Below are 26,588 nucleotides of genomic sequence, written 5' to 3'. Positions count from 1 at the left end.
GGGCGAATGATCAGCGCAGCCCGGGTGCCCGGGCAGTCACCCAGGAAACGTCGGCCGTTCCGCCGAGGGCGATGTCGGCCTGAACCGTGCGGCCCACCCGGCGGCTCCGGCCACGGGCGGATCCGGCCAGAGGAAGGGCGCGGTCCGAATGCCTCGCGGGGGCCATGGGGGCGCGTGGCGTACGGGGAGCCAGGGGGGCGCGTGACGTCAGGGGAGTGACGCGTGCGCTCGGCGTCAGGGGTTGGTCCAGGCTGCCGGGGGCTCGGTCAACGCGCAGACTTCGGCCGGGAGTTGGGCCGACGCGACGTCGGCGAGCGAGACGCCTTCGAGGATCTCGCGCACGTTGGACCGCAGCGCGATCCACAGGGGGAGCAGCGACTGGGCGGGTCCGGTGTAGGTCAGGTCCGGAGGGCGCACCCCGCGCACCGAGACGAGAGGCCCGTCCACGGCGCGTATGACGTCGGCGATGGTGATGGACGCGGCGGGTCCGGCCAGACGATAGCCGCCGTTGCCGCCGCGCTGACTCAGCACGAGTCCGCCCCGGCGCATGTCGTTCAGGATGCCTTCGAGGAACTTGTGCGGAATGTCCTGCGCGTCGGCGATGGCCTCCGCCTTCAAGGGCAGCTCGTCCCGTGATGCTGCGAGCTGCAGTGCGGCCCGTACCGCGTAGTCCGCCCTGGCTGAAATCCGCATGTGCGCATTATCCCGTACGGCTCGGTTCGGTTTCTCGCTCTCCGGTTCAGACGGGCAGGACGAACGGAGGGTGCGCGCCGTTGAGGAAGTAGTCCCCGACGTCACGGAGACGGTGACCGACCGGCTCGTACAAGGTGTGAGTGCGCGCGTTGCGCCAGAAGCGGTCGAATCCCAGCCGTGTGGACGCCGAGCGGGCGCCGATGACGTCGAGGGCGCGGGTGGTGGACTCCTGCGCGGCCCTGGACGCGGCGGCCTCGGCCATGGCCACGAGGACGGAGATCTCCGCGTACTCGTCGTAGTCGAGGTCCTCTCCTCGTGCCAGTCCGCCGTGCACGGCTTGTACCGCCTGTTCGGCGAGTGCCGCGGCGGAGCGGGTGAGGACGGTGAGTTCCCCGTGCAGGGTCAGGGTCCGCGGGTCGGGGGCGGAGCCGTCCGGGCAGGCGGGGTTCCGGAGCCGGTGGCCCGCCCTGCTGTACTCGCGTACTTCGGTGAGCACCCCCTCGGCGATGCCGAGCAGGAGCTGGACGGAGAGAAGGTGTCCGACCGGCGAGGTGAAGGCGGTCAGCGGCGACAGGACGTCCTCGTCCGCGGACAGCGATCCGAGTACGTGGGCGGCGGCGACCGGCACGGCGTGGAAGTCCACACTGCCGCCGGCCGCGAGCCGCTGCCCGAAGGCGTCCGCATCGCCCTCGATCCGTACGCCGGGATGGGCGGGATCGACGATGACGGCGAAGGGCTCACCGGTGTCGGTCCGCTCGCCCCGCACGGCAAGACGGTCGGCGACCAGGACTCCCGTGGCATAGCTCTGCCGGCCGTCCAGGACGAAGCCGCCGCCCTTCCTGGCCAGCCTCAGCGACGGTTCCTGACGTGCGAAGCCGCCACCCCAGAGATAGGGCTTCTTGGACGAGCGCTGCACGGCCTCGGTGGCGCGGGCGGAGTCGGCGAAGGACAGCGCGCTCCACGACAAGAAGTAGTGACAGCCCAGCAGTTGGCCGATCGCGCCGTCCGCGGCGGAGATCTCCCGGACGACGGCGTAGGCCGTCGTCCAGTCCGCCCCTCCTCCGCCCGCGTCGGCCGGTACCAGCAGGGTCAGAAGTCCCGCCTCGCGCAGCCGGGACGCCTCGTCGAAGGGGGTCTTGCCCGCCTGCTCCCTGGCCACCGCGTCCGTGGCCAGGTCGTCGGCCGTCTCGCGGGCCGCGCGCAGCCAGTGCGCGTGGTCCGGTCCGGTCCGGTCGGATGCGGAGTCGGCTCCGGGCGGTGCGGTGGCAACGGCCATGATGATGGTGTCCTCAAATCGGCGGTCGGGCGCCTGGTCGGGAATGTCCTGCCGGGCCGCCACGCGGAGGTTGCCCGTGCGCCGGACGGCGGGGATGCGGTGGCCGCCGGGTCCTGCCCGGGGTCGGGGCGGGACGGCGGGCGGGCGGCGGCGTCGCGGGATCACCGCGGGGAGCGAAGGCCCGGCGGCACCCGCGACGAGTGCGCCAGGCGTCCTACGCGGCGCGACAGACGGCGCTGGCGACGTGACCGAAGTCGACGTGCCGACGGCGAACCAGTCGCTGCTGCGTGGGGGGCATGTACATCATCCTGCGCATCCCGTGGACCTGCGGTCAATGGTTTCCTAGTAAATCGATAGGAAATCCGCGGGAGCGGTCCCACGGACGGTGGAACGGGCCCGAAAGGTACCGGCCAAGGCCGGTCGTCCGGCATGCGGGCCGCAGTTGACGGGACGCCAGATGTATTGCTCAATGAGTCGCATGAACGCGGAGCATCGCCTGGTCACCCGCGACCACATCGACTTCGGTCGGGTGTGGTCCGCCGCCTGTTGCGCCTGACGCGACAGCGGGCCGTCCCGAACGGCCCGTCCCTCCCTCGGTGACCCGTCCCGAACGGCCGTCCCTCCCTCGGTGACCCGTCCCGGGCGGGGTTCGTTCCTCGCGGCATCGCCGCGAGCCGCGAGCGCGTGCTGAGCACGCGCTGAACCCGCCCGCCGCCCTTCCCTTTCGCTCCTCCTTCGTCTTCGCCTGCCTATTTGTCTTCGCCTTCGTGTACGGGCGGTCCGCGCGACCGGACACGCGCACCCGTCGCCCGACGCGCCCCGAGCCCGGATCCGGGCACACCCACAGGACCGCAGAAAGGCCATTTCCCATGCCCGTGGAGTTCCTTGGCATCGCCGCCACGCATGACGGCTCCGAGACCACCCCGCGCTCCGGCGCCGCCTTCGACAAGGAGTACACGCTCCGGCTCGCGCGGGCGCACGAGGACAACGGCTGGGACCGGGTGCTGTTCGCCTACGGTTCCGGATCGCCGGATCCCGCCCCGGCCGCCGCCTACATCGCGAGCAGGCTGGACCGGCTCCAGATCCTGCTCGCCCACCGGCCCAACGTCTCGTACCCGACCTTCGCCGCGAAGACCTTCGCCACCCTCGACCAGATCAGCGAGGGCCGGCTCACCGTGCACTTCATCACCGGCGGCAACGACCGCGAACAGGGTCGTGAGGGCGACACCCTCACCAAGGACGAACGTTACGCCCGCACACGGGAGTACATCCGGATCGTCAAGAAGATCTGGACCACCCACGAGCCCTTCGACCACGAAGGCGAGCACTACCGCTTCCACGACTTCGTGAGCGACGTGTTCCCGGTGCAACAACCGCGTCCTGGCGTGTCCTTCGGCGGCTCCTCACCCGCCGCGTACGCCGCCGGAGGCGCCGAGGCCGACATCTACTGCCTGTGGGGCGAGCCGCTGGAGAAGACTGCCGAGCAGATCGAGGCGGTGAAAGCGGCCGCGAAGGCGGCGGGCCGGGCCGAAGTCCCGCGCATCCAGGTGGCGTTCCGCCCGATCATCGCCCCGACCGAGGAACTGGCCTGGGAGAAGGCCCACCGCACGGTCGGTGCGATCAAGGCCCGGCAGGAGAACGGCGAGCCGCTCACCAGGCGGCACAGCGTCGGTGGCCGGCCCCAGAACACCGGCTCGCAACGGCTGATCGCCATCGCGGAGGCGGGGGAGCGCTACGACCGCGCCCTGTGGACCCCCACCGCCGCCGCGACCGGAGGCGCGGGCAACTCCAACGCCCTGGTCGGAACCCCGGAGACGGTCGCCCGGGCCCTGCTGGACTACTACGACCTCGGCGTCGACATCCTCTCCGCCCGCGGCTACGACCTGCTGGACGACGCGATCGACTTCGGCCGGTACGTGATCCCGATCGTCCGGGAAGAGGTCGCCAAACGCGACGCAGAGCGTGCGGCGCGCGGTACCCGGAACGCCGTGGCGGTCCACGGCTGACTCCCGTCGCACGGCGGTCCTCACCCGAGGTCGCACAGCGGCCCTCGACTCGCGCGCGAGTCGAGGGCCGCCGGCTCTTCCCGGTTCCGGGACTGGATTCAGCCGACGGTCTGCCGCACCGTCAGGGATGCCGGGCGCCAGCCCAGTTCGGGGGCGATCAGGTGCCGGGTGTCGTGCAGGATCTGTTCGTACTCCTCCCGGTGGAACTCGTACGGCAGTTCAAGGCGCAGTTCCGACACCTGCGCGAGGACCGGGTCGGCGGTGAGCTGTTCGAGGATCTGCTCCGCGGTGCCCACCACGTCGGGGGCGAACAGCGTCCGCTTCGGGCCCTGGGGTGCCAGGGTGCGGGCGTGGCGGCCGGCCGCGTAGGCGCGGTAGCGGGCCCGGCCGGTCGCGTCCGCGCTGTCGAACGGCACGATCACCCGGCCGAGCGCCACCCGCCCCGGTCGCTCCGTGGCTCGTACGGACGGCGTATCGCGGTAGGCGGCCAGCAGATTGAGCTGGGCCGTCGTGAAATCGTCGGTCCCCTCACCCGAGACGATGTTGCCGGACAGCAGACCCAGACCGTTCTCCGCGGCCCAGCGCACCGAGCGCAGGCTCCCGCCGCCATACCAGATGCGGCGCGCCAGCCCGGGACTGTGCGGCTGCAGCCTGGGGCGCTGGGTGTTCCCCGGCGAGTGGATGACCGTGTCCGGTCCGCCGATGTGGTCGCCGCGCAGGTTGTCCAGGACGCGGGCGATCCTGCCGTACGACAGGTCGAAGGCGCGCCAGTCCCCGTCGTACACGAGATCGCCGAGCAGGTCGGCGTGCGGCATGCCGGTGCTGAACCCGATCTGGAGCCGGCCCCGGGACAGTACGTCGGGCCAGCGCCAGGTCCTCGGCGAGGCGGAAGGGACTCTCGTAGCCGATCGGGATGACGGCGGTCCCGAGTTCGATCCGCTCGGAGCGCTGGCCGGCCGCGGCGAGGAACACGGCCGCGGAGGCGACCCCGTGTTCGAGGTGCCGCTGCCGGATCCAGGCGCCGTCGAAGTCCAACCGCTCGCCGTACTCGAAGAGTTGGAGCGTCTCCTCCAGACCGGTGTACGGGTCGTCGTCGGCGAAGTTGCCCGGGGTGAGAAAGGCCAGGGAGGTGATGTTGGGAGCAGTCATGGGACGCCGGCCCTTCAGTTGGTGATGGTCGCGGAGGCGGGGGAGGCCACCCGCCCGCCGGGGATCGCCGCGAGCAGCTCGCGGGTGTACGCGTGACGGGGCCGGGTGAAGAGGTCCTCCGGAGGGCCCGTCTCCACGACGCGGCCCGCCCGCATGACCGCGACCTGGTCCGCGATCTGCCGTACGACGGCCAGGTCGTGGGAGATGAAGAGGTAGGCCACCCCTGTGCCGGCCTGCAACTCGGCCAGCAGCTCCAGCACTTGGGCCTGGACCGACACGTCGAGCGCCGACACCGGCTCGTCGCACACCACCAGGTCCGGGGAGAGGGCGAGCGCCCGGGCGATCGCGACGCGCTGACGCTGGCCGCCGGACAGTTCCGCCGGGCGGCGCGCCAGCGTGGCCGAGGGCAGCGCCACCCGGTCGAGGAGCTCGCGGGCGCGGGCGAGCCGGGCGGCACGGTCTCCGACCTTGAAGGCGCGCAGCGGTTCGGTGATCACCTCACCCACGGAGAAGCGCGGATCGAGGGAGGCGTACGGGTTCTGGTAGACGAACTGGGCGCGTCGGCGCAGCTCCCGGGCACGGGCACCTCGTGCGGTGGTGACGTCGGTGCCGTCGAGCAGGATCTGCCCGGAGGTGGCGTCGGCGAGCCGGAGCACCAGCCGGGCGGTGGTGGACTTGCCCGAGCCCGACTCGCCCACCAGGGCCAGGGTCTGTCCGCGGCGCAGGGTGAAGCTGACGTCGTCGACCGCGCGCAGGGTGCGAGACCCTTCGGCGGTGCGGGGGAGCCGGAACTCCTTGACCAGGTTGCGCGCCTCCAGCAGGGGTGACGTCTCCGCCGCGGGCGCAGGCGCGGGCACGTGCGTGAGTACGGGGGCGGGTACGGGTGCGTGCGCGGGTCCGGATGCGCGCGCGGGTACGGATGCGTGCGCGGCTACGGGTGGGCGGCGCCGCGCGGTGGTCATGCTCGGCGCGCTCGCCAGCAGACGCCGCGTGTACGCGTCCTGAGGGTCGGCGAGGACGTCACGCGTGGGCCCCGCCTCCACCACAAGCCCTTGTGACATCACCACCAGCCGCTGCGACCGGTCGGCGGCGACCCCGAGGTCGTGGGTCACCAGCAGGACCGCGGTGCCCGACTCCTCGGCCAGATGCTGGAGATGGTCGAGGATGACCTTCTGCACGGTGACGTCGAGCGCGCTGGTCGGCTCGTCGGCGATGATCAGCTCGGGCCGGGCGGCGATCGCGACGGCGATCAGGGCGCGTTGCCGCATACCGCCAGAGAGTTCGTGCGGATACTGCCGGGCCCGTACGGAGGCGTCGGGCAGCCCCGCGCGGTCCAGCACGGCGATGGCCTCGGCGGCGGCCGACCGGCGGGTCGCCAGACCATGGATGCGCAGCACCTCGGCGACCTGCTCACCGATCCGCTTCACCGGATTGAGCGACACGGTCGGGTCCTGCGGGACGAGCCCGATCCGTGCCCCGCGTACGGTACGCAGTTCGCCCTCCGACAGCGTGGCCAGGTCGTGCCGGCCGAAGCGGACCGTGCCGCTGTCGATGGCCGCGTTCTCCGGCAGCAGCCGCGTGATCGCGTGCGCGGTCGTGCTCTTGCCGGAGCCGGACTCACCGACCACCGCGGTCACCTCGCCCGGCCGGACGTCGAGGTCCACGCCCCGGACCGCAGCCACGGTGCCGCCGCGGGTGCGGTACGAGACGGACAGGCCCCGGATCTCCAGCAGAGGGCGGCTCTTCGGCACGGATGTGGTCACGTCTTCGCCGTTCTCGTGTGCGTCGGTCATCGCTGCCGGGTCCATTCGCCGTCCAGCGCCCTCGCGACGCGGTTGGTCGCCAGGACGGTCGCGGCGATCGCCAGACCGGGCAGCGCGGTCAGCCACCAGGCGTTGGCCAGGTAGTTGCGGCCCTCGGAGATCAACGTGCCCCATTCCGGGGCCGGCGGGGGAGCGCCGTAGCCGAGGAAGCTCAGCGCCGAGACGGCCAGGATGGAGGCGCCGAAGTCGAGGGTGGCCAGGACGATCACCGGGCCGGCGGCGTTGGGCAGCACATGCCGGCCCAGCACCGAGTACCAGCGGGCCCCGCAGGAGCGCGACGCCTCCACGAACACGGCCTGGCGCACCCGCAGCACCTCGGCGCGCGTGACCCGGGCGAAGGAGGCGACGCTGGCGATGCCCACCGCGACGGCCACCTTCACCGTCCCGTATCCCAACGCCGTCACCAGCGCCAGCGACAGGAACAGCGCGGGGATGGACAGCAGGACGTCGACGAAACGCATCAGAGCGTCGTCCACCCAGCGGCCCACGAACCCCGCGACCAGACCGAGCAGGCCACCCACCACGAACGCCACCAGCACCGCGATCAGGGTGGCCTTCAGGGACAACTGCGCTCCATGGACCACCCGGGCGAAGACATCGCGGCCCAGCTCGTCCGTGCCGAACCAGTGCGCACCGCTCGGACCGCGGAAGTTCTCCGTCGGCACCCCCTTCAGCGGGTCCCGCGAAGTGAACAGCCGGGGCTGGAAGGAGGCCAGCACCACCAGGACGAGCACGACGACCGACACCAGCAGCCCGGGCCGACGGGCCAGGAACCGCAGCACCCGCCCGACGCCGGTACGACCTCCCGGTACGGGTTCGGGCTCCGTGGCGAGAGGCCGGGCGAGGCCGAGCGCGGCCTCGGCCGGGTCGTCGACAAGGCTCTGACTCATGCGACGCCCGCCCTTCCGCCCGAGGCCACCACGATCCGCGGATCCAGCAGCGGATACACCAGGTCGACGACCAGATTCGTCGTCACGAAGATCAGCGCGCCGAACGCCACCACCCCCTGGACCACCGGGATGTCCTGGGCCGTGACGGCCGCCGCGGTCACGCGCCCCAGGCCGTCACGCGAGAACACCGTCTCGACGACGACCGAACCCGCGATCAGTTGTCCCACCAGCAGGCCGACGACCGTCAGGGCCGGCAGGGACGCGTTGCGCAGCGCGTGTCGCAGATGGACCCGCCACCGGCCCGCGCCCTTCGCGCGGGCCGTCTCCACGTACGCCTGGTCGAGCGCGGTGAGCAGGCTCTTCGCCAGCACCTGGGCGATCTGGGCGCCGGTCGGTATCGCGAGTGTCAGCGCCGGCAGCACCAGCCCGCGCAGCCCGTCGTTGCCGAACGCGGGGAACCAGCGCAGCCGGAAGGAGAACGCCTCGACCAGCAGCAGCCCCACCCAGAACGTCGGGACGGACACCCCCAGCGGCGGCAGCGACAGCAGGAGCTGCCGCAGCCACCGCCGCGTGGTGTACGTCGCCGCCACCGCGAGGCCGCCGCCGAGCACCACCGCCAACAGCAGCGCCGTCGATGTCAGTTGGAGGGTCTGGGGCAGAGCGTCGGCCAGCGTCGAGGCGACGGGACGGCCGGTGGCCACCGAGTCGCCGAAGTCCCCCTGCACCGCCCGGCCGAGGTACTCGGCGTACTGCACGAGCACCGGCTTGTCGAAGCCGTACTCGTGCCGCAGAGCCGCGATCTGCCGGGGATCGACCTGCCCCGACTCCATCCCGGCACCGGCCATCGCCGTGACCGGGTCGCCCGGGAGGAAGTCGAGGACCAGGAACGACACGGTGTACGCCGCCCACAGCACGCCGGCCGCCTGGGCGAGCCGCTTGATCACATAGCCGCGCACGGGTCAGCCGATCCAGGTGTCGTGCAACTGGATCCGGCTGGAGGCGTCGAAGGCGAGACCGTGCACCTTCGTGGACACGCCGAGCTGCGTCTGCAGCTCCACCACCGGCACGTTGTAGGCGTCCCGCACGATCGACCGCTGTGCCTGGGCCACCAGTCGACCGCGCTCGGTCGGGTCGGTGGTCGCGGCCTGGGCGGAGAGTGTCGTGTCCAGACCGCTCGCCGGCACACGGTAGAAGTTGGCCAGCTGCGTGGAGAAGGAACTGCGCAGGATGTCGGGGTCGGCGCGGGTGATGTTGCCCCAGATCGCTTCGTACGAGCCCGCCTGCTGGATCGGCGTGAGCTGGGGGAGCTGGAGCTGCTTGAGGGTCACCTGAACCCCGACGGCCTTCAGTTGCTGTTGCACCAGCTCCAACGCGGGCTGGTTCGTCGCCGCGTTGGGAACCCAGTCGATGGTCAGGCTCAGCTTCTTGCCGTCCTTGACGCGGGTGCCGTCGGCGCCCGCCTTCCAACCGGCTTGGTCCAGCAGGGACTTCGCCTTGGCCGTGTCGAGGGTCAGCTCGGAGGCGAGGCTGGTGTAGTCCGGTGTGGTGTGCGCGAGGACACTGGTGGCCGGCCGGGTACCGGTGGGGAAGACGGTGTCGGCGATCTGCTTCCGGTCGATGGCGGCCAGGATGGCCCGGCGGACCCTGGCGTCCTTCAGGCCCGGCCGCGCGTTGTTGAAGCCGAGTCCGAAGGTGATCCCGGGATTGGCCCGGCGCTGGAAGGCGACCTGACCGCCCTTGAGTGCCGCTTCGTCGGCCCTGCCCACGCTGCCTATCGCGTCCACCTGTCCGGAGCGCAGACTGCCGGCCCGTACGCCCGCCTCCGGCACGACCTTGAACACCAGCTTGTCCAGGTAGGCCTCGCCCTTCTTGCCCCACCGGGAGGAACCCCAGGCGTAGCCGGGGCGTTTGGCCAGCGTGACCGACTGGTTCTGCACATAGCGCTTCAGCACGAAGGGCCCGGAACCGACCACCCCGTCACTGCACTTCTGCTGAGGTGACCGCTTCACGCTCGCGGACGACTCGATCCCCAGCGAGTGGGTCGAAGTCGCCTGCAGGAACTGGGCGTTGGGCTGCTGGAAGGTCACCTTGACCGTGAGCGGGTCCACCACCGTGGTGCTCTTCGCGCCGCTCAGGTACCCCTCGGCGAGGGTTCCCAGGACGCCGAGTCTCGGCACCGCGTCGAAGTTGTCCTTGACCACCTGGGCGGTCAGGGGGGACCCGTCGCTGAAGGTGACACCCGAGCGCAGGTGGAAGGTGAAGGCGGTCGCGTCGGCGCTGATGTCCCAGCTCTTCGCCAGCCACGGCACGATCTTGCCGGTCTTGGGGTCCTGGTCCGTCAGGGAGTCGACGATCTGGCGCACCGAGTAGATCGTGTCGTTGCTGCCGACCTGCTGGGGATCCACGCAACCGGCGTCCGAACCCACGGCGAAGGTCAGCGTCCCGCCGGAACGCGGTTTGCCGCTCCCGGTTGCGGAGCCGTCGGTGCCCGAGCCGCAGGCGGCCAGCAGCACACTGGTGGTGAGAAGGGCGGTGAGCCTTGCCCATCGGGGAGAACGGGTGGACCGGGGAGATCGGGGAGATGTGAATTCCGGACGTGCTCTCACGGAGGAGTCTCCTCTTGGTGTCGCCGGGCACGGGGCGTCGTACGAGGCACGACCGCGCACGGGAACGCGGGCCCGTCGGCGCGATGCCGGTGACGGGCGATGACCTGCGGACAGGGGCCGGGCGGAAAGCGGAAAGCGGAAGCGGATTGGAGAGATCAGAGAGATCGGGGGAAGGGGGCGCCGGGTGCGGACGCGTGCCGTGACGGCTGGTCACGGATGCCGGCTGTCGGCAGGCCTCATGGGCGTCGACAGCCCGCGCATCTCATCGACGTCGACGCGGGTGGGCCTCACCGAGGTGCACCGCCGAAGGGAGGCGCCGGCGCCCGGCTGCGGAAGGGGCCGTCAGGCCTGACAGAAGCAGCTCGTCGAGCGCTTCAGGTCGATGTGACGTCGGCGCGCCAGCCGGGAGAACACCACGGCGACGGCGAAGGAGGCGTCGGAGCCACCACCGTGCCGCATAAGGTTCCTCCACAGGTCCGGCCCCGGTCGTGGGGCCACGCGCTTGCGGTGATCGTCGCTGATACCGCCGGGCTTTCACCTGGAGCACCCCACCGCGCGGGAGGGTTGCCGGTCAGCGAGCCAGGGCTTGACGCTGACACTCAATGCCGTTCGTGATCGTACGGAGCGGTTCTCTTCTACGTCAATGGCGGCACCGGACTCCGGCGGAGCGAACCGCCCGAGTCCGGTGGAGCGAGCCAGGTTCAGGCACCGCCGCGTTCGCGCGGGATCTTCTGACCCGCCTCGACGGACACCGGCAGCCGGTTCTCCGCCGGGGGCAGCGGGCAGGTGGCCAGGTCGGTGTAGGCGCACGGCAGGTTCGTGGCGCGGTTGAAGTCGAGGACGACCGTCCCGTCGGAGTCGGGCGCCTCGACGGACAGGCTCCGGTTGGCGGCGTAGGTCGTGACCCCGGAGGTCGCGTCGGTGAAGAGAACCGACAGCCCGCCCGGGACATGACCGGGGAACGCCGTCAGCGACAGAGGACGTCCGTCCAGTTCGAACTCGATCCTGCCCGGGGCGTCGTACACGTGCTCCAAGCCCTCGACCGCGGCGCCCACGGTGGTGGGACGCGGCTCGTCGAAGGGGACGTAACGGCCCGTCACGGCCCAGCGCGGGTCGGGGGCGTAGGCGGGCGTTCCGGTGAAGGACTTGAGCAGCGGTGCGTCCGGGTGCCGGGGGCGCACGATGTCGTGACCGCCCCGCTTGGCGACCTCGATGACGGCGTCCTTCCAGACCGCCTCGACACCACCGCGTTCGGGCAGCACGCCGAAGTGGTGCTCACCATGTACCGGTGTCCCGTCGACGACGAGTTCCTCACCGTCGTCGAGGGTGACGACGACCCCGTCGGGGCCGGTGTGCCATGCGCCGGGCGCGTCGGGGAAGCGCTGCGGGCGGTCGTCGAGCCAGTGGAGGCCGGTGATCGCCAGGAAGCCGTGGGGGGCGGCGAGCCGGGCCTCCTGTCCGCGGTACCAGTCCAGCCACTGCTCGGTGAAGGCGTGCAGGTCTGTGGTGGTCGCCTCGCTGGTCATGAACTCTCCTTCGGTACAAGCCGCGTGAGGGTGGCCCTCGTGCGGGGGTGCGGGGTTCTTTGTCGCGGTCGCGGTCGCGGTCGCGGTCGCGGTCGCGGTCGGTGAGTCGGTGAGTCGGTGAGTCGGGGAATCGTCGCTTCGGTAAGCGGGTCGGTAGGTCGGCCGTTGAGGGTCGGCCAAAGGCGGGTCGGTGGAGTCGGGGGCCCGTGGACCGGTGGGTCGGTGAGGCGCTGGGCTCAGGCCGCGAGTTCGCCGAGGAGCGCCCAGGTTCGGCGCCGGTCCGCCGCTCCCGCGATCTCGGTGCCCGAGAACACGACCTCGGTGGCACCCGCGTCGCGGTAACGCCGTACCTCGGCCTCGACCGTCTTCTCGTCGCCGATCACGGCCAGGTCCGCGGCTCGGCGACCGCCGGACAGTTCGATGACCCGGGCGTAGGACGGGATCTGTTCGTAGAACGAGAGGGTCTCGGTGGCCTTGGCCCGTACCGCGTCCACGTCGTCCGTGACCACGCCGGGCACCAGCGCCACGATCCGGGGCGCGGGCCGTCCGGCGGCCTCGGCCGCGGCGGTGAGCGCGGGCACGATGTGCTCCGCGAGGGCGCGAGGTCCCGCGAGGTAGGGCAGGATCCCGTCCGCAAGCTCACCGCTGACCCGCAGCGCCTGCGGGCCCATGGCGGCGACCAGCAGCGGAACGCCCGACTCGGCGCCCGGTACGCGAGCGGACAGGGGAGTCGTGGCGGAGAGCAGCTCACCGCGGAAGTCGGCCGTGCCGGTCTCGGTCAACTGGCGCAGCACGGTGAGGAATTCGCGCAGCCTGGCGATGGGACGCTCGAAGGGCAGGCCGAAGCCGGTCTCCGTGATCAGTTTCGTGCCCAGGGCCAGGCCGAGGTGGTAGCGGCCGTGGGTCGCGGCCTGGGCGGTCTGCGCCTGACTGGAGACGATCAGCGGATGGCGGCCGAAGACAGGGATCGCGGACGTGCCCACGTGGAGTTCCGGGACCGCCCGCCCGACGAGCGCGGCGAGTTGGGGTGAGTCCGCGCCGAAGGTCTGGCCGAACCAGACCGACCGCAGACCGGCCGCCGCCGCTTCCTCGGCCAGACGCACACTGGCGTCGACCTGGTTCTCCGCGTCGGATGCGTTGAGTGCTACTCCAACAGTCATGTCAGGTGGAACGGGCGCCCGGTGAGCGCGCATTCCGTTCGAGTGTGACGGCTGCATGTCAGTCTTGTGACGCACGGCGGCGACCGGTCCGGCCCTCGCGTTCGAGGGACGATCTCTCCCCACGTCCACATCGGCCAACAGGCCAGGAGGCCGGATTCGCCGACAGGCGTGCTCCGTTGACGCCTCCCGCCCCACGTGCTTACATCCCGCCATGCCGACACCGGAGCCTCTGACCCGCCGCCGCGCCGTGGACCTCGTCCGCGTGGCCGCCGCGCTGTGTCGGACGACCGGCTGATCACGTGCCTTCCGGCGCCTCTGCGCGTCAGTGAACTCCTGCTCCGCACAAGCCGGTTGAGAGCGCCGCAGTCCATCGCTCCCGCAGAACGACACCGACTCGCGCCGAGCCTCTCGTATCTCCCGCCCCTCCCGCCCCTCTCGCGCCGTCATGACGAGGAGCCGCCATGCCTTCACCCACGTCCGCGGGCCGACGCCACGAAACCGAGTACGACCGCCGCAGGCTGCGCCAGTGGCTCGCGGGTGAGGCCAGGGCCGACGGGGTCACCCGCCGTCGGCTGCTCACCCTGCTCGCCGCGACCGCCGCCGGAACCGCGCTCGGCGGCGTACGGCCCGCCCACGCCATCGACAGTCCCATCGTCAAGCCGCTGCCCGCCGAGTGGTTCATCCAGCGCGGCACCAACGCCGAGACCCGCTGGGAGGCACTGAGCGGAACCGGCCACCACACGCCCAACGAACGGTTCTTCGTACGCAACCACACCGCGACCCCCGTCCTGAACGCCGACGACTGGCGCCTGCGCCTGTGGGGGAGCGGATTACGCGGGAGCCCCGGCGAGGACCGGCCGGTGGAGTTCGGGTACGACGACCTGCGCGCGCTGCCCGCCGTCACCCGCACCGCGTTCGTCGAATGCGCCGGGAACGGCCGCTCCTACTACACGACCCAACAGGGCGACACGGTCACCGGCACCGCCTGGACCCTGGGAGCCGTCGGCGTCGCGCGCTGGCGCGGGGTGCGGCTCGCGGACGTGCTGCGCAGGGCAGGTCTGTCCTCGCGGGCCGTGGACGTCCAGCCGCGCGGTCTGGACGCCGAGTACGTCAGCGGCGGGGAGAGCCTGGGACGCGTACGCCGTCCGCTGCCGCTCGCCAAGGCCCTGGACGACGTCCTGCTCGCGTACGAGATGAACGGTGAGCGCCTGCCGTACGACCACGGCCATCCGGTACGGGTGCTGGTGCCCTCCTGGGTGGGGATCGCCTCGATCAAATGGGTCGGCGACATCGAGGTGTCCGCGCAGCCGCTCTACTCGCCCTGGAACACCACCTTCTACCGGCTGTTCGGCGCCGGCTACCCCGAGGATGGCAGCGCGCCGCTCACCCGGCAGACCACGAAGAGCGCCTTCGAGCTGGCGAGCGGCGCCACGTTCGCGGCCGGCCATCGGCACGTGCTGCACGGACGGTCGTGGTCGGGTGCGGGAGGTGTCGCCAAGGTCGACGTCAGCACGGACGGAGGGGCCAACTGGCGGCGCGCCCGGCTGCACGACCGGCCCCGCTCCGGCACCTGGACCCGATGGTCCCTTCCTTGGCAGCCCGACACACCCGGTGCCACGCACCTGCTGGCCCGTGCCACGGACACGGCCGGCCGAACCCAGCCGGACACCGCGATGCCGAACACACAGGGGTACCTGTTCGGCGCGGTGGTGCGCCATCCGGTGAGCGTGGTGTGACCGACGGCGCCTTGGGCCGGGACGACGGAACGGATGCCAACAGGCCTGGAACGTAGGGCTGTTCGGCTCCACGGCACCGGCCCTTCGGCATCGGGCGCCGAGCTTGCTACGGGACGAAGGTGAGACGGGTCAGGCACTGACCCGACCGTCCCGAAGGGGTTCCCGCCATGGCCGTACACGAACACCAGAACCAGAACTCCGGGCTCCGTCCGGGCTCCTTGCGCGGAGCCTTCCGCGAGGCGCCACTGGTCGTCGGCGTGGACGGGTCCGAGCCGAGCCTGCGGGCCGCGGACTGGGCGGCGGACGAGGCCGCCCTGCGCGGCGTCCCCCTGCGCGTGGTGTACGCCTCCCTCTGGGAGCGCTACGAGGGCACGGCACTCGCCGCGGAGCACAAGCCCTTCGAAGAGGTCCGAGCCGAGGACATCGTGGCGGTCGGCCTCCGCCGGGCCCTGAGGCGTCACCCGGACCTCGACGTGTCGGCCGAGATCCTGGCCGAGGAGCCCGAGTACGCCTTGGTCCGGGAAGGACGAGACGCCGCCGCGCTGGTCCTCGGCACTCGCGGCCGCAGCGACTTCGTCGAGATGCTGCTCGGCTCCGTCAGCCTTGCGGTGGCCGCGTACGCCGACTGCCCGGTCATCGTGCTGCGCGGCTCCCACGACAACCAGGTCGGTGCCACACCCGCGCGCCGCGTGGTCGTGGGTGTCGGAGGGACGAGCAAGGGCTCGGCGGCGCTGCGGTTCGCCGCGGAAGAGGCGCGGTTGCGCCGGGTGCCCCTGGACGCCGTACGGGCCTGGCGTTGCCCCGCGTACGAGAGCGTGGACCACCCGCTGCTCACCGGTGAGCCCGCGCGGCTGCACGAGGAGCGGGCCGCCAAGGTGCTCGGCGAGGCACTGGAGGAGGTGCCGGCCGACATCGACCTGCGTCGCCGCACCGTCGAGGGACCGACGCGCCATGCCCTCCTGGACGCGTCCCACGACGCCGGCCTGCTGGTGGTCGGTGCCCGGCGCCATCCCGGCCGTCTCGGGCTCCAGCTCGGCCGTGTCGCTCACGGAGTCCTGCACCACGCCGCCTGCCCGGTCGCGGTGGTCCCCGAACCGGTGTGAGCCGGGACGGCCCGGCGCCGCGCGACCGCTCCTGGCCCGGTCCGGTCCGATGAGCTCACCAGGGGTGGGCCGGTCGGCGGGGGCGGCGGGGCCGACCGGCCCCGGGGCGGCCCGTCCAGCCCCTGTGCACCCTCTCCGCACCGACGGACGATCGAGATACCGAAGCATGGAGGAGGCCCGCGATGACGGACGACCTGCTCGAACGGCACCCTGTCCACGCCCTGCTAGCCGACGGCACCACCGTACGCATCCGGCCGGCGCTCCCGGGCGACCACGACCGGCTGCGTGGCTTCTACGAGGAGATGTCGCCGGAGAACCTGCGCCTGAGGTTCTTCTCGCTCGGCGGGCGCTCGGCCGAACTCGCCGCCGACCGGGCCTGCCGCCCCGCCCATTCCGGCTACCGCGCCCTCGTGGCAGAGACGGACGGCCGCGTGGTCGGCCTCGCCGAGTACGACACCGGTGGGGAGGAGTGCGGGCCGACCGGGCCGGACGTGGCCGCGAAGAGCGGGGACGCGGTGGCCGAGGGGGCAGCCACAGGGCCCGACGGCGCAGCCACGGGGGCGGACCAGGCAGCCACGGGTCCGGACGGTGCAGCGCAGGGGAGGGGCGCCGAGATCTCGATCGCCGTCGCCGACGGACTGCACCACCGAGGCGTCGGCACCCTGCTCGTCGAGCATCTGGTCTCGGCCGCCCGGTCCGAGGGGATCACCACCTTCACCGCCGACGCGCTCAGCGAGAACCACGCGGTGCTGCGTCTCTTCGCCGACCTGGGGCTGCGCATGACCCGCCGTTTCGAGGGGCCGGAAGTGCGCTGCGTCATCCGCCTCGACCAGGACGACGCCTATCTGGCGGCGGTCGAGGCTCGCGGGCGGGCCGCCGATGTGGCCAGTCTGCTGCCGCTGCTGCGACCGGAGGTGGTGGCCGTCGTCGGGGCGGGACGCACGCCGGGCTCGGTGGGCCGGGCGGTGCTCAACCACCTGCGCACGGGCGGCTTCACCGGTCGTCTGTTCGCCGTGAATCCGGGTGTCGAATCGGTGCTCAGGGTGCCGTGTCATCCGTCGGTCGCGGCCCTGCCGAAGACGCCCGATCTCGTGGTCGTCGCCGTACCGGCCGCCGCGGTGCCGGCCGTCGCCGAGGAGTGCGGCGAGTCCGGGGTCCGCGCGCTCGTCGTGGTCACCGCGGGCCTCGACCACGCGCAGGCGCAGGCGCTGCTGACCGCCTGCCGCACCCACGGCATGCGGCTGGTCGGGCCCAACTGCCTCGGCGTGTCGAACACCGCCCCGGATCTCCGTCTCGACGCGACCTTCGCCGCCGATCACCCGCGTCCCGGGACCGCCGGTATCGCCGTGCAGTCCGGCGGTGTGGGCATCGCCCTGCTCGACGGACTGTCCCGGCTGGGCATCGGCGTCTCCACGTTCGCCTCGCTGGGCGACAAGTTCGACGTCAGCGGCAACGACATGCTCCAGTGGTGGGAGAGCGACGGCCGCACCGGCCTCGCCCTGCTGCACCTGGAGTCCTTCGGCAACCCGCGCGCCTTCTCCCGTACCGCCCGGCGGGTGACCCGCCGCATCCCCGTGCTGACGGTCGACGCCGGCCGGACCGCAGCGGGCCGCAAGGCCGCGGCCTCCCACACCGCGGCCGCCGCCACCCGCACCATGACCCGCGAGGCCCTGTTCACCCAGGCGGGCATCACCGCGACCCGCTCGGTCGGCGAGCTCCTCGAAACCGCGGCCCTGTTCCACTCCCAGCCGCTGCCGGAGGGCAGCCGCGTCGCGATCGTCACCAACGCGGGCGGCGCCGGGGTGCTCACCGCCGACGCCTGCGCGGAGGCCGGGCTCGTCCTCCCTCCGTTCACCCCCGCCGTGATCGACGAACTCCTGGCAGTGCTGCCGGACGGCGCCGCCGTCGGCAACCCCGTCGACGCCACGGCCGCCGTGTCGGAGGAACAGCTCACCGCGTGCGTGGACCGCCTCACCCGCTGCTCCGGCATCGACGCGGTCGTCGTGGCCCTGGTGCCCACGGCGGTCGCCGCGGCCACCGGCGACGACCTGGTGCGGGCCGTGACCGCGGCTCCCGCCCGAAGGGCGCGGCCGGTGATCGCCGTACGTCTGGAGCAGGACCGGTCCGTGCTGCTGCTCGCCGCCGGGGACGGCGGAACGATCCCCTCCTACGCCGAACCGCAGGCCGCGGCCCGCGCCCTGGCGCACGCGGCCCGGCGCTCCGCCTGGCTGGCCCGGCCGGAAGGGACCGTCCCAGACCCCGCCGGCGTCGAGTCCCGGCGGGCCCGCACGGTCGTCGAGGACCACCTCACCGCCCACCCCGACGGAGGCTGGCTCGACCCGCGCACCTGCGCCGAACTGCTCGCCTGCTACGGCGTCCCGCAGATCCCGTGGGCCTGGGCCGAGACCGAGGACGACGCCGTGCTCGCCGCCGACCGGCTGCGCGGCTTCGACGGCCGGGTGGTCATGAAGGCCCACTGGCCGGGCCTCCTGCACAAGACCCAGCAGCGGGCCGTCCACCTCGACCTGCGCGGCGACGCCCAGATCCGCGCCGCGTTCCGCGACCTGGAGACCCGCTTCGCCGGCCTCATGACCGGGGTGGTCCTGCAACCCCTCGCCGACCGCGGCACCGAACTCCTCGCGGGCGTCGTCCAGGACGAGGTCTTCGGACCGCTCGTCCTGTTCGGACTCGGCGGCACGGTCACCGAAGTGCTGGCCGATCACGCCGCCCGCCTCGCCCCGCTCACCGACCGGGACGTCCACGAACTGATCACCTCGCCGCGGTGCGCCCCGCTGCTGCTGGGCGCGAACGGCAACACCCCCGTCGACCTCGAAGGACTGGAGCAACTGCTCCAGCGGCTGTCCCGGATGGCCGCGGACCTGCCGCAGCTCGCTGAGGCCGACCTCAACCCCGTACTGGCGACGGCGGGCGGCATCACCGTGCTCGACGCACGGGTGCGTCTGCTGCCCCGTCACCCCCAGGACCCGTATCTGCGCAGGCTGCGCTGAGGAACGTCGTGACCGAGGACTGGCTGCGCCGACGTCGAGAGCCGAACGCGAACCGAGCGACGCGGACGTGAAAGGAGGCGGACCGTCATGGCCGAGACCGTGCTGGTCGCCTATGGAACGACGAACGGATCGACGGCGGAGATCGCCGAAACGGTCGCGGAAACCCTGCGCGAGGGCGGGTTGACGGCCCGGGCCCTTCCGGCCCGGTCGGTCACCAGCCTGGCGCACTACGACGCCGTCGTGGTCGGCGGCGGACTCTACGCGGGACGCTGGCACAAGGACGCGCGAGCGTTCGTCCGCCGGCATCGCGCGGAGCTCGCGCACCGTCCGGTGTGGCTCTTCAGCAGCGGACCGCTCGACAGCTCCGCCGCCGACCGGGACATCCCGCCGGTGCGGGGCGTCCAGCGGACCATGAACAAGCTGGACGTCCAGGGCCACATCACCTTCGGCGGGTGCCTGAAGGAAGGAGCCAAGGGGCGTATCGCCAAGATGATCATCAGCTCCGGAAAGGGCGGAGACTTCCGGGACTTCGCGGTCATAGAGGAGTGGGCGAAGGACATCGCGGCCTCGCTCGCCTGCGTTCGGTAGCTCTCACGTCGGCTGCCACGGCTCCTTCGGTCAGCCGGTCCTGTGCCCGAGCGCGATGGGCCGGGCGGCGGGGATCGAGGGCCGGAGGGCCCAAGCGGAACACCACGCAACGGAACAAACTGGACTCAAGAGATCATCTCGTACCGGACAGGGAAGGGTGAGGGCGATCATGAAGGGTTACGTCTTCCACGGCCCCGGGCAGTCCGCCTGGGAGGATGTCCCGGACCCGGCGGTCAAGGAACCCACCGACGCCATCGTGCGGGTCGGCGCCGTCACCATCTGCGGCACGGACCTGCACATCCTCAAAGGTGATGTCCCCGAAGTGCGTCCCGGAACGGTCCTCGGGCACGAGGCGGTCGGCGAGATCATGGAGGTCGGCAGCGATGTACGGACCGTACGTCCGGGCGACCGGGTGCTGATCTCCTGCATCAGCTCCTGCGGCCGCTGCCGCTTCTGCCGGGAGGGCATGTACGGGCAGTGCCGGGGTGGCGGAGGCTGGATCCTCGGCCATCTGATCGACGGCACCCAGGCCGAGTACGTGCGCGTCCCCTACGCCGACCTGTCGGTGCACGCGCTGCCCGGAGCCGTCGTGAGCAAGGACGCCGTCCTGCTCGCGGACATCTTCCCGACGTCGTACGAGGTCGGTGTTCTCAACGGGCACGTGCGCCCCGGCGACACCGTCGCCGTCGTGGGAGCCGGACCCATCGGTCTCGCGGCGATCGCCACGGCGCGGCTCTACTCGCCCGAGCGGATCGTCGCCGTCGACCTGGCCGCGTCCCGGCTGGAGGCGGCCCGTCGGCTGGGCGCCGACGCGGTGGCCGACGCGGGGGAGGACCCGGAGCAGCTCATCGCCGACCTCACCGACGGTCTCGGCGCCGACGTGGTCATCGAGGCGGTCGGGGTGCCGGAGAGCTTCGAGCTGTGCACACGCATGGTGCGGCCCGGCGGCCACGTCGCCAACATCGGCGTCCACGGCAAGCCGGCGACGCTGCACCTGGAAGACCTGTGGATCAAGAACGTGACCATCACGACCGGTCTGGTGGACACCCACTCCACCCCGACCCTGCTGCGCATGGCCGCCGCCGGCCGGCTGCCCACCGCGGACCTGGTCACCCACACCTTCCCGCTGGACGACATGGAGAAGGCCTACGACGTCTTCTCCCGCGCCGCCGACACCGGCGCCCTGAAGGTGGTGCTCGGCGCACCGTCGCACGAGGACCTCGCCGTCCCCGCGGCCTGAGCCACGCCGGGCGGTCCGGTCGGTGCACGCACCGACCGGGCCGCTGTTTTTGCGGACTCACACGGTCCTGCGGATCACGAGTTCCCGCGGAACCCACCCGCCCCGCTCGCCGTCCTCACCTGCTGTCGCTCGTCCGCGTCGCGGAGAGCGCCGCACGTCCGGCCTCCAGGCGCGCCACGGGAACGCGGAACGGTGAACAGGACACGTAGTCCAGCCCGGCCGCGTGGAAGAAGTGCACCGACTCGGGGTCCCCGCCGTGCTCGCCGCAGACACCGATCTTCAGCTCGGGTCGTGTGGCGCGGCCCTCGGCCACGGCGATGCGGACCAGTCGGCCCACGCCGTCGCGGTCCAGGGTCTCGAACGGAGAGGTGGCGAAGATGCCCTTGTCGAGGTAGGCCGAGAAGAACGCGGCCTCGACGTCGTCGCGGGAGAAGCCCCAGGTTGTCTGGGTGAGGTCGTTGGTGCCGAAGGAGAAGAACTCCGCCTCCTCGGCGATGCGGCCGGCCGTGAGCGCGGCGCGCGGGAGCTCGATCATGGTGCCGACCGGGCAGTGCACGGGGATGCCCGACTCCTCGGAGACCTCGGCCAGGACCCGTTCCACCTCCGCCCGCTCGATGCGCAGTTCCTCGACGGCGCCCACCAGCGGCACCATGATCTCCGCCCGCGGCTGCCCTCCGACCCGGGTGCGCTCCACGACCGCCTCGGCGATCGCGCGGACCTGCATGGCGACCAGCCCCGGGACGACCAGTCCCAGCCGAACGCCGCGCAGCCCGAGCATCGGGTTCTCCTCGTGCATCCGGTTCACCGCGTCGAGCAGTTCGGTGTCGTGCGGGTCCGGCCGCTCGCCCCGGGCCTCGGCGGCGGCGATCCGCACGGTGAGCCCGGTGTGGTCGGGCAGGAACTCGTGCAGGGGCGGATCGATGAGCCTGATGGTGACCGGCAGCGCGTCCATCGCCTCCAGGATGCCGATGAAGTCGTCCCGCTGGAGGGGCAGTAGCGCGGCCAGGGCCCGCTCGCGCTCACGCTCGTCACGGGCCAGGATCATCGCCTCGACCAGCCTGCGGCGCTCGCCGAGGAACATGTGCTCGGTGCGGCACAGGCCGACTCCCTGGGCGCCGAACCGCCGTGCGCGGGCCGCGTCCTCGGGGGTGTCGGCGTTCGCGCGGACCTCCAGGCGCCGCATGCCGTCCGCCTGTTCCATGGCGCCGGCGACGGCCTCGACCAGCGCGTCGGACCGCTCGCCCGTCTCGAAGTACCGCATGACCGCGGAGTCGGCCAACGGGGCCGCGCCCAGGTACACGGCACCTTCGGAACCGTCGACGGAGACGACCGTGCCCTCCTCGACGACGGTGTCCCCCACCGTGAACCGGCGCGCCGCGGTGTCCACCGTGATCTCCTCGGCCCCGCACACGCAGACCTTGCCCATGCCGCGGGCGACGACGGCCGCGTGGCTGGTCTTGCCGCCACGGCTGGTCAGCACCGCCTGTGCCGCGATCATGCCGGGCAGATCGTCCGGGGTGGTCTCCTGACGGACCAGGACGACCTTCTCGCCGGCCGCGGCCCGTCGTACCGCCTCGGCGGAGTCGAACACGGCGGCGCCCACGGCCGCGCCCGGGGAGGCCGGCAGACCGTGCGCCAGTGCCTCGCCGACGGCCGAGGTGTCGAACCGGGGGAACATCAGCCGGGCGAGACCTTCCCCGCTGACCCGGGCCAGCGCCGCGTCCGGAGTGATCAGACCCTCCTCGGCCAGCTCCTTGGCGATGGCGAACGCGGCCTCCGCGGTGCGCTTGCCGACCCGGGTCTGCAGCATCCACAGCCGGCCGCGCTCGATCGTGAACTCGATGTCGCACAGATCCCGGTAGTGCGACTCCAACGTCCGCATGTGGGAGCGGAGTTGTTCGTACGACAGCGGGTCCAGGTCGGCGAGAGCCGTCAGCGGTACGGTGTTGCGGATGCCCGCCACGACGTCCTCGCCCTGAGCGTTCGCGAGATAGTCGCCGTACAGGCCGGGCCGTCCCGTGGCCGGGTCCCGCGTGAACGCGACGCCGCTGCCGGAGTCCGCGCCGAGGTTGCCGAAGACCATGGTCTGCACGTTGACCGCGGTGCCCAGGTCGTCGGGGATGTGCTCACGGCGGCGGTAGATCCGGGCGCGCTCGCCGTTCCAGGACTCGAACACGGCGAGGACCGCCTGCCGGAGCTGCTCGGCGGGTGACTGCGGGAAGTACTCACCGGTCTCCTGCCGGACGAGGTTCTGGTACGACTCGACGAGCCCCGCCAGGTCCGCCGCCGTGAGGTCCACGTCGCTCGCCGCGCCCCGCGCCTTCTTGAGGTCGGCGAGGACACCCTCGAAGAGAGCGCTGTCGACACCCATGACCGTGCTGCCGAACATCTGCACGAGGCGGCGATAGGAGTCCCAGGCGAAGCGCTCGTTTCCGGAGACCTTCGCCAGACCGAGGACGGACTCGTCGTTGAGCCCGACGTCGAGGATCGTCTCCATCATGCCGGGCATGGAGAAGCGCGCCCCGGAGCGCACGGACAGCAACAGCGGATCGTCCGGCTGCCCCAGTCGCCTGCCGGCCGCCTCCTCCAGGACCGTGAGCCGGTCGGAGATCTCCCGCATCAGGCCGTCCGGCTCGCTCCCGGTGGTGAGGAAGGCCCGGCACGCGTCCGTGGTCACGGTGAAGCCCGGCGGGACGGGCAGCCCCAGCCGTGTCATCTCGGCAAGGTTGGCTCCCTTGCCGCCCAGCAGGGCGGCCTGGTCGCGGCCGCCCTCGGCGAAGTCGTACACGTAGCGGACCATGTCGCCGGTCTCCTCTGTCGGGTTGCGGGCTGGAGTGTGCGACTCCAGCCTCCGACCGGCGCGGACGGAGGGGCAGATGCTGTCGGGCCCCTTCGCGGGGCCGGTCGGCCCACCTTCGCGAGCGTGCTACCACCACCGTGACACAGTTCCGGCGGCGGGCGGATGCCGGCCGGTGACGCGCCGTGCCGGTGGGCCGACCGGGACAGGAAGGTCGGGACCATCGGCCCCTGTCAGGGAGGTTCGGCCACTGGCCTCGAACACCGCCGTCGCGAAGGATCGTGTCCGGACCGACTCACCCGGAGCGACCGGGCGCAGGACCGACCGCCCGCTCGCCGAGGCCGTCCTGATCGCCACCTTGGAGGACTGAGGCATGCGCATCGTCATCGCTCTCGGCGGCAACGCCCTGCTGCGCCGCGGCGAACACCCCGACGCGGCGGTCCAGGTGGCCAACATCGACCGCGTCGTCGGCGCGATCGCCGCCCTCGCCCACGATCATGAGATCGTCGTCACGCACGGCAACGGCCCCCAGATCGGCCTGCTCGCCGGCGAGAGCGCCGCCGATCCGGCTCTGAGCGCCCCCTACCCGCTCGACCTGCTCGGCGCGCAGACCCAGGGCATGATCGGCTCCCTTCTGGTGCGCGGCCTGCACGACGCCCTGCCCGGACGCCGGACCGTCGCACTGGTCACCCACACCCTCGTCCGGGCCGACGACCCGGCCTTCGAGCACCCCACGAAGTTCATCGGCCAGGTGTATCCGTACGACATCGCGAGCGCCCTCGCCCGTAGGCGCGGCTGGCACATCGCCGCCGACACCACCGGCTGGCGCCGTGTCGTTCCCTCACCGGCACCCGATGGGATCCTGGAGACCGAGACCGTCCACGAACTTCTCGTCGGCGGGTCGATCGTCGTCTGCGCGGGCGGCGGAGGTGTCCCCGTCACCGCCGACCTCGACACCGGAGCGCTCACCGGGGTGGAGGCCGTCGTCGACAAGGACCTCACGGCGGCCCTGCTCGCCGAGGACCTGAAGGCCGACTTCCTGCTCATCCTCACCGACGTGCCCTGCGTCTACACCGAATACGGCACCGCCGGTCAGCGTCCCGTACTCGGCGCCACGCCCGCCGAACTGCGCGGCGGAGACTTTCCCGAGGGCTCGATGGGCCCCAAGGCGGAGGCGGCGGCCCGGTTCGTCGAACGCACCGGGGGACTGGCCGCGATCGGTGCACTGGACGCCGCGTACGAGATCGTCCACGGGACCTCGGGCACGCTCGTCCGCCCCGAGCTTCCGGTGGTGTGAGCGTCCCACGGGGACCGTTCGGGCCGCCGAAAGCCCGAACGGCAGCGGCCAGGGGCCGTCGGCGCAGCCCGCGGTTCAGGAACCGCTCGTCCGCGGCCCGCCGACGGCCTCCGACTCACCGGTGAGCCGGGGTTCGACGTCCACTACGCCCTCGACGGCGCGGACCAGGCGCACCGCGACGGAGATCAGTGAGGTGTCGTGGATGTGACCGCGCAGGGTGACGACTCCCTCGCTCACGCTCACGTGGATGGCGTGGCTGAAGCTCGGGAAGAGGCACGACACCACCGTGCGGCGGACCTCCTCGGCTATCTCGTCGTCGGACCGCAGGAACACCTTGAGCAGATCGGCGCGACTGACGATGCCGACGAGCATGCCGACGCCGTCGACGACGGGCAGCCGTTTGACGTGCCGGACGGCCATGATCCTGGCCGCCTGAGCGAGCGTGGCGTCCGCGTGGACCGTGACGGCCGGGGTACTCATGAGTTCCGCCGCCCTGGTCGCACCGGCCTTGGCCGTGTCGTGCAGGCGCTGTCGCTGCCGGGAGAGGTCCTGTTCCTCGTAGCGGAACTCCTCCTTGGGCAGCAGGTCGGCCTCGGAGACGACCCCGATGACACGCCCCTCGCCCTCCAGCACGGGCATGGCGCTGACCTTCCACTGCTCCAGGGTCCGCACGATCTCCTTGAACGGAGCGTCGCGCCCCACGGCCACGACCGTATGAGTCATCACATCACTCACGATGTGCGGAGTGCCGGTCATGGAGATCAGTCCCCTTCCGGTACGACCGCCACGGGGCAGGCGGCGTGGTGGAGCAAGGTGTGGGCCACGCGTCCGAGTTGCAGTCCGAAGTGACCGGACCTGCGACGCGCGCCGACGACCACGAGGTCGGCCGCGGCCGACCGGTGGACCAGCGCCTTGCGTGCCTCGCCCTCCACGGTCGTCCGGCGCAACCGGACGTCGGGACGGGCGACGGACGCGTCGGCGACGAGGTCCTCGATGAGCTGAGCGGCCTGTCGCTCGTGCCGGTGCGCCGGGTCCTCGGCCGGTCCGGCGGCGTCGGCCCCTTCGCCGGCCGGGCATCGCCAGGCGCGGACGATGTCCAGCTCACATCCACGCGCCTCGGCTTCCCGGAACGCGAAGCGGGCCGCCTCACGACACAGGGCGGGGTCGCCGACGCCGAGCAGGATGCGGCCATGGGATCCGGCGAGAGCCGCCTTGTCGCCCCGGACCACGATGACAGGGCAGTCGGCGCGGGCCGCGACCGACAGTCCGACGGAACCGAGCAGGGCCCCCTTGAGCTCTCCGCGGCCTCGTGAACCGGTGATCAGGGCCGTGGCGTTCCGGGCTTCCGCCAGGAGCGCGGAAACGGCTTCCGCCGGTGTCACTTCCGTCGAGACGTCCAGGTCGGGGTTGTGCCGGTGGACCCGTTCCGCCGCCGAAGCGACGATGTGCTCCGCCAGCACCTGGCCGGAGGAGCGTTCGCGGCTCAGCGCCGGCAGCGCTGCCTCGTAGCGCTCCCATGCGGACGCGTGGACCACCCGCAGCGGAAGCCGACCGCGTGCGGCCAGGTCCATCGCCCAGTCGAGGGCCAGCAGGCTGCCGTCCGATCCGTCGACACCCACGACGAGGGGGAGTGTCATTGTCTCCACCGCCTTCCGTCTTGGCCGTGAACCCGCGGTTCACTCGGCCGCGA

Annotated in this window: 20 protein-coding genes, 1 pseudogene and 1 riboswitch; of the genes and pseudogenes, 7 read left to right on the top strand and 14 right to left on the bottom strand. The window is 72.1% G+C overall.

What is annotated here, in order from left to right; all coding sequences use genetic code 11:
* Positions 1-234 precede the first annotated feature (234 nt).
* Together ACFRIC_RS01495 and ACFRIC_RS01490 are read right to left on the bottom strand one after the other, a co-directional pair.
* Positions 235-693 carry an RrF2 family transcriptional regulator gene (locus tag ACFRIC_RS01495; RefSeq protein WP_382778438.1) on the bottom strand — a complete coding sequence of 153 codons (459 nt, stop codon included), beginning with the start codon at positions 691-693 and terminating at the stop codon, positions 235-237.
* A 46-nt stretch (positions 694-739) separates the two neighbouring features.
* On the bottom strand, positions 740-1,969 hold the full coding sequence (locus ACFRIC_RS01490; RefSeq protein WP_382778437.1) for an acyl-CoA dehydrogenase family protein: 1,230 nt from the start codon (positions 1,967-1,969) through the stop codon (positions 740-742).
* Between the two features lie 869 nt (positions 1,970-2,838).
* Here ACFRIC_RS01490 and ACFRIC_RS01485 point away from each other — a divergent pair.
* Positions 2,839-3,975: an LLM class flavin-dependent oxidoreductase gene (locus ACFRIC_RS01485; RefSeq protein WP_382778436.1), complete on the top strand. Its 1,137-nt coding sequence runs from the start codon at positions 2,839-2,841 to the stop codon at positions 3,973-3,975.
* A 98-nt stretch (positions 3,976-4,073) separates the two neighbouring features.
* Here ACFRIC_RS01485 and ACFRIC_RS01480 read toward each other — a convergent pair whose 3' ends face one another.
* The 9 genes and pseudogenes from ACFRIC_RS01480 to ACFRIC_RS01440 all read right to left on the bottom strand — a co-directional run bounded on the left by ACFRIC_RS01480 (position 4,074) and on the right by ACFRIC_RS01440 (position 13,129).
* Positions 4,074-4,790 (bottom strand): hypothetical protein, encoded by a 717-nt coding sequence (locus ACFRIC_RS01480; protein ID WP_382778911.1) that lies wholly within the window; start codon positions 4,788-4,790, stop codon positions 4,074-4,076.
* Between the two features lie 91 nt (positions 4,791-4,881).
* A pseudogene (locus ACFRIC_RS01475) lies at positions 4,882-5,124 on the bottom strand (LLM class flavin-dependent oxidoreductase); the annotation flags it as partial.
* Positions 5,125-5,138: 14 nt separating this feature from the next.
* Complete coding sequence (locus tag ACFRIC_RS01470) at positions 5,139-6,917, bottom strand: dipeptide ABC transporter ATP-binding protein (RefSeq protein WP_382778435.1); 1,779 nt, start codon at positions 6,915-6,917, stop codon at positions 5,139-5,141.
* The gene (locus ACFRIC_RS01465; protein ID WP_382778434.1) at positions 6,914-7,837 is read right to left on the bottom strand and encodes an ABC transporter permease; all 924 of its coding nucleotides are present in this window, start codon (positions 7,835-7,837) and stop codon (positions 6,914-6,916) included. Before ACFRIC_RS01465 ends, ACFRIC_RS01470 begins: the two co-directional genes overlap by 4 nt.
* Positions 7,834-8,793 (bottom strand): ABC transporter permease, encoded by a 960-nt coding sequence (locus tag ACFRIC_RS01460; RefSeq protein ID WP_382778433.1) that lies wholly within the window; start codon positions 8,791-8,793, stop codon positions 7,834-7,836. Before ACFRIC_RS01460 ends, ACFRIC_RS01465 begins: the two co-directional genes overlap by 4 nt.
* A gap of 3 nt (positions 8,794-8,796) precedes the next feature.
* Entirely contained in the window at positions 8,797-10,350 is a 1,554-nt protein-coding gene (locus ACFRIC_RS01455; RefSeq protein WP_382778432.1) for an ABC transporter substrate-binding protein, read from the bottom strand.
* 435 nt (positions 10,351-10,785) lie between these two features.
* Positions 10,786-10,902 carry a putative leader peptide gene (locus ACFRIC_RS01450; protein ID WP_382778431.1) on the bottom strand — a complete coding sequence of 39 codons (117 nt, stop codon included), beginning with the start codon at positions 10,900-10,902 and terminating at the stop codon, positions 10,786-10,788.
* A 34-nt stretch (positions 10,903-10,936) separates the two neighbouring features.
* A riboswitch (SAM riboswitch) is annotated at positions 10,937-11,050 on the bottom strand.
* 94 nt (positions 11,051-11,144) lie between these two features.
* Entirely contained in the window at positions 11,145-11,969 is an 825-nt protein-coding gene (locus ACFRIC_RS01445; RefSeq protein WP_382778430.1) for a DUF1684 domain-containing protein, read from the bottom strand.
* Positions 11,970-12,205: 236 nt separating this feature from the next.
* Positions 12,206-13,129: an LLM class F420-dependent oxidoreductase gene (locus ACFRIC_RS01440; RefSeq protein WP_382778429.1), complete on the bottom strand. Its 924-nt coding sequence runs from the start codon at positions 13,127-13,129 to the stop codon at positions 12,206-12,208.
* Positions 13,130-13,590: 461 nt separating this feature from the next.
* Here ACFRIC_RS01440 and ACFRIC_RS01435 point away from each other — a divergent pair, with 461 nt between their 5' ends.
* From ACFRIC_RS01435 to ACFRIC_RS01415, 5 genes are all read left to right on the top strand, one after another.
* The gene (locus tag ACFRIC_RS01435; RefSeq protein WP_382778428.1) at positions 13,591-14,865 is read left to right on the top strand and encodes a sulfite oxidase; all 1,275 of its coding nucleotides are present in this window, start codon (positions 13,591-13,593) and stop codon (positions 14,863-14,865) included.
* 167 nt (positions 14,866-15,032) lie between these two features.
* Positions 15,033-15,968 carry a universal stress protein gene (locus ACFRIC_RS01430; protein ID WP_382778427.1) on the top strand — a complete coding sequence of 312 codons (936 nt, stop codon included), beginning with the start codon at positions 15,033-15,035 and terminating at the stop codon, positions 15,966-15,968.
* Between the two features lie 182 nt (positions 15,969-16,150).
* Entirely contained in the window at positions 16,151-18,976 is a 2,826-nt protein-coding gene (locus ACFRIC_RS01425) for a GNAT family N-acetyltransferase (protein WP_382778426.1), read from the top strand.
* 87 nt (positions 18,977-19,063) lie between these two features.
* Positions 19,064-19,564 carry a flavodoxin domain-containing protein gene (locus ACFRIC_RS01420; protein ID WP_382778425.1) on the top strand — a complete coding sequence of 167 codons (501 nt, stop codon included), beginning with the start codon at positions 19,064-19,066 and terminating at the stop codon, positions 19,562-19,564.
* A 169-nt stretch (positions 19,565-19,733) separates the two neighbouring features.
* A complete protein-coding gene (locus tag ACFRIC_RS01415) occupies positions 19,734-20,804 on the top strand; it encodes a zinc-dependent alcohol dehydrogenase family protein (RefSeq protein ID WP_382778424.1) in 1,071 nt (356 codons plus the stop codon).
* 115 nt (positions 20,805-20,919) lie between these two features.
* Here the strand turns inward: ACFRIC_RS01415 and ppdK are convergent, their stop codons facing one another.
* The gene (ppdK, locus tag ACFRIC_RS01410) at positions 20,920-23,604 is read right to left on the bottom strand and encodes a pyruvate, phosphate dikinase (protein WP_382778423.1); all 2,685 of its coding nucleotides are present in this window, start codon (positions 23,602-23,604) and stop codon (positions 20,920-20,922) included.
* A 370-nt stretch (positions 23,605-23,974) separates the two neighbouring features.
* Here ppdK and ACFRIC_RS01405 point away from each other — a divergent pair, with 370 nt between their 5' ends.
* Complete coding sequence (locus ACFRIC_RS01405) at positions 23,975-24,898, top strand: carbamate kinase (RefSeq protein WP_382778422.1); 924 nt, start codon at positions 23,975-23,977, stop codon at positions 24,896-24,898.
* Between the two features lie 75 nt (positions 24,899-24,973).
* On the opposite strand, the gene ACFRIC_RS01400 is transcribed toward ACFRIC_RS01405, so the two are convergent.
* Together ACFRIC_RS01400 and ACFRIC_RS01395 are read right to left on the bottom strand one after the other, a co-directional pair.
* Complete coding sequence (locus ACFRIC_RS01400; protein WP_382778421.1) at positions 24,974-25,654, bottom strand: CBS domain-containing protein; 681 nt, start codon at positions 25,652-25,654, stop codon at positions 24,974-24,976.
* Between the two features lie 5 nt (positions 25,655-25,659).
* Positions 25,660-26,535, bottom strand: coding sequence for a universal stress protein (locus ACFRIC_RS01395; RefSeq protein WP_382778420.1), 876 nt, complete (start codon positions 26,533-26,535; stop codon positions 25,660-25,662).
* Between the last annotated feature and the right edge of the window lie 53 nt (positions 26,536-26,588).

The organism is Streptomyces sp. NPDC056738, from assembly GCF_042790435.1.
Taxonomy (GTDB): Bacteria; Actinomycetota; Actinomycetes; order Streptomycetales; family Streptomycetaceae; genus Streptomyces.
Note: the sequence above shows the minus strand (reverse complement) of the source record. Positions and strands in the feature narration are given on the sequence as shown.

Coding starts and splice junctions, on each gene's coding strand:
- ACFRIC_RS01495 (WP_382778438.1), bottom strand. CDS start 693: ATGCGGATTTCAGCCAGGGCGGACTACGCGGTACGGGCCGCACTGCAG.
- ACFRIC_RS01490 (WP_382778437.1), bottom strand. CDS start 1,969: ATGGCCGTTGCCACCGCACCGCCCGGAGCCGACTCCGCATCCGACCGG.
- ACFRIC_RS01485 (WP_382778436.1), top strand. CDS start 2,839: ATGCCCGTGGAGTTCCTTGGCATCGCCGCCACGCATGACGGCTCCGAG.
- ACFRIC_RS01480 (WP_382778911.1), bottom strand. CDS start 4,790: ATGCCGCACGCCGACCTGCTCGGCGATCTCGTGTACGACGGGGACTGG.
- ACFRIC_RS01470 (WP_382778435.1), bottom strand. CDS start 6,917: ATGACCGACGCACACGAGAACGGCGAAGACGTGACCACATCCGTGCCG.
- ACFRIC_RS01465 (WP_382778434.1), bottom strand. CDS start 7,837: ATGAGTCAGAGCCTTGTCGACGACCCGGCCGAGGCCGCGCTCGGCCTC.
- ACFRIC_RS01450 (WP_382778431.1), bottom strand. CDS start 10,902: ATGCGGCACGGTGGTGGCTCCGACGCCTCCTTCGCCGTCGCCGTGGTG.
- ACFRIC_RS01445 (WP_382778430.1), bottom strand. CDS start 11,969: ATGACCAGCGAGGCGACCACCACAGACCTGCACGCCTTCACCGAGCAG.
- ACFRIC_RS01440 (WP_382778429.1), bottom strand. CDS start 13,129: ATGACTGTTGGAGTAGCACTCAACGCATCCGACGCGGAGAACCAGGTC.
- ACFRIC_RS01435 (WP_382778428.1), top strand. CDS start 13,591: ATGCCTTCACCCACGTCCGCGGGCCGACGCCACGAAACCGAGTACGAC.
- ACFRIC_RS01430 (WP_382778427.1), top strand. CDS start 15,033: ATGGCCGTACACGAACACCAGAACCAGAACTCCGGGCTCCGTCCGGGC.
- ACFRIC_RS01425 (WP_382778426.1), top strand. CDS start 16,151: ATGACGGACGACCTGCTCGAACGGCACCCTGTCCACGCCCTGCTAGCC.
- ACFRIC_RS01420 (WP_382778425.1), top strand. CDS start 19,064: ATGGCCGAGACCGTGCTGGTCGCCTATGGAACGACGAACGGATCGACG.
- ACFRIC_RS01415 (WP_382778424.1), top strand. CDS start 19,734: ATGAAGGGTTACGTCTTCCACGGCCCCGGGCAGTCCGCCTGGGAGGAT.
- ppdK (WP_382778423.1), bottom strand. CDS start 23,604: ATGGTCCGCTACGTGTACGACTTCGCCGAGGGCGGCCGCGACCAGGCC.
- ACFRIC_RS01405 (WP_382778422.1), top strand. CDS start 23,975: ATGCGCATCGTCATCGCTCTCGGCGGCAACGCCCTGCTGCGCCGCGGC.
- ACFRIC_RS01400 (WP_382778421.1), bottom strand. CDS start 25,654: ATGACCGGCACTCCGCACATCGTGAGTGATGTGATGACTCATACGGTC.
- ACFRIC_RS01395 (WP_382778420.1), bottom strand. CDS start 26,535: ATGACACTCCCCCTCGTCGTGGGTGTCGACGGATCGGACGGCAGCCTG.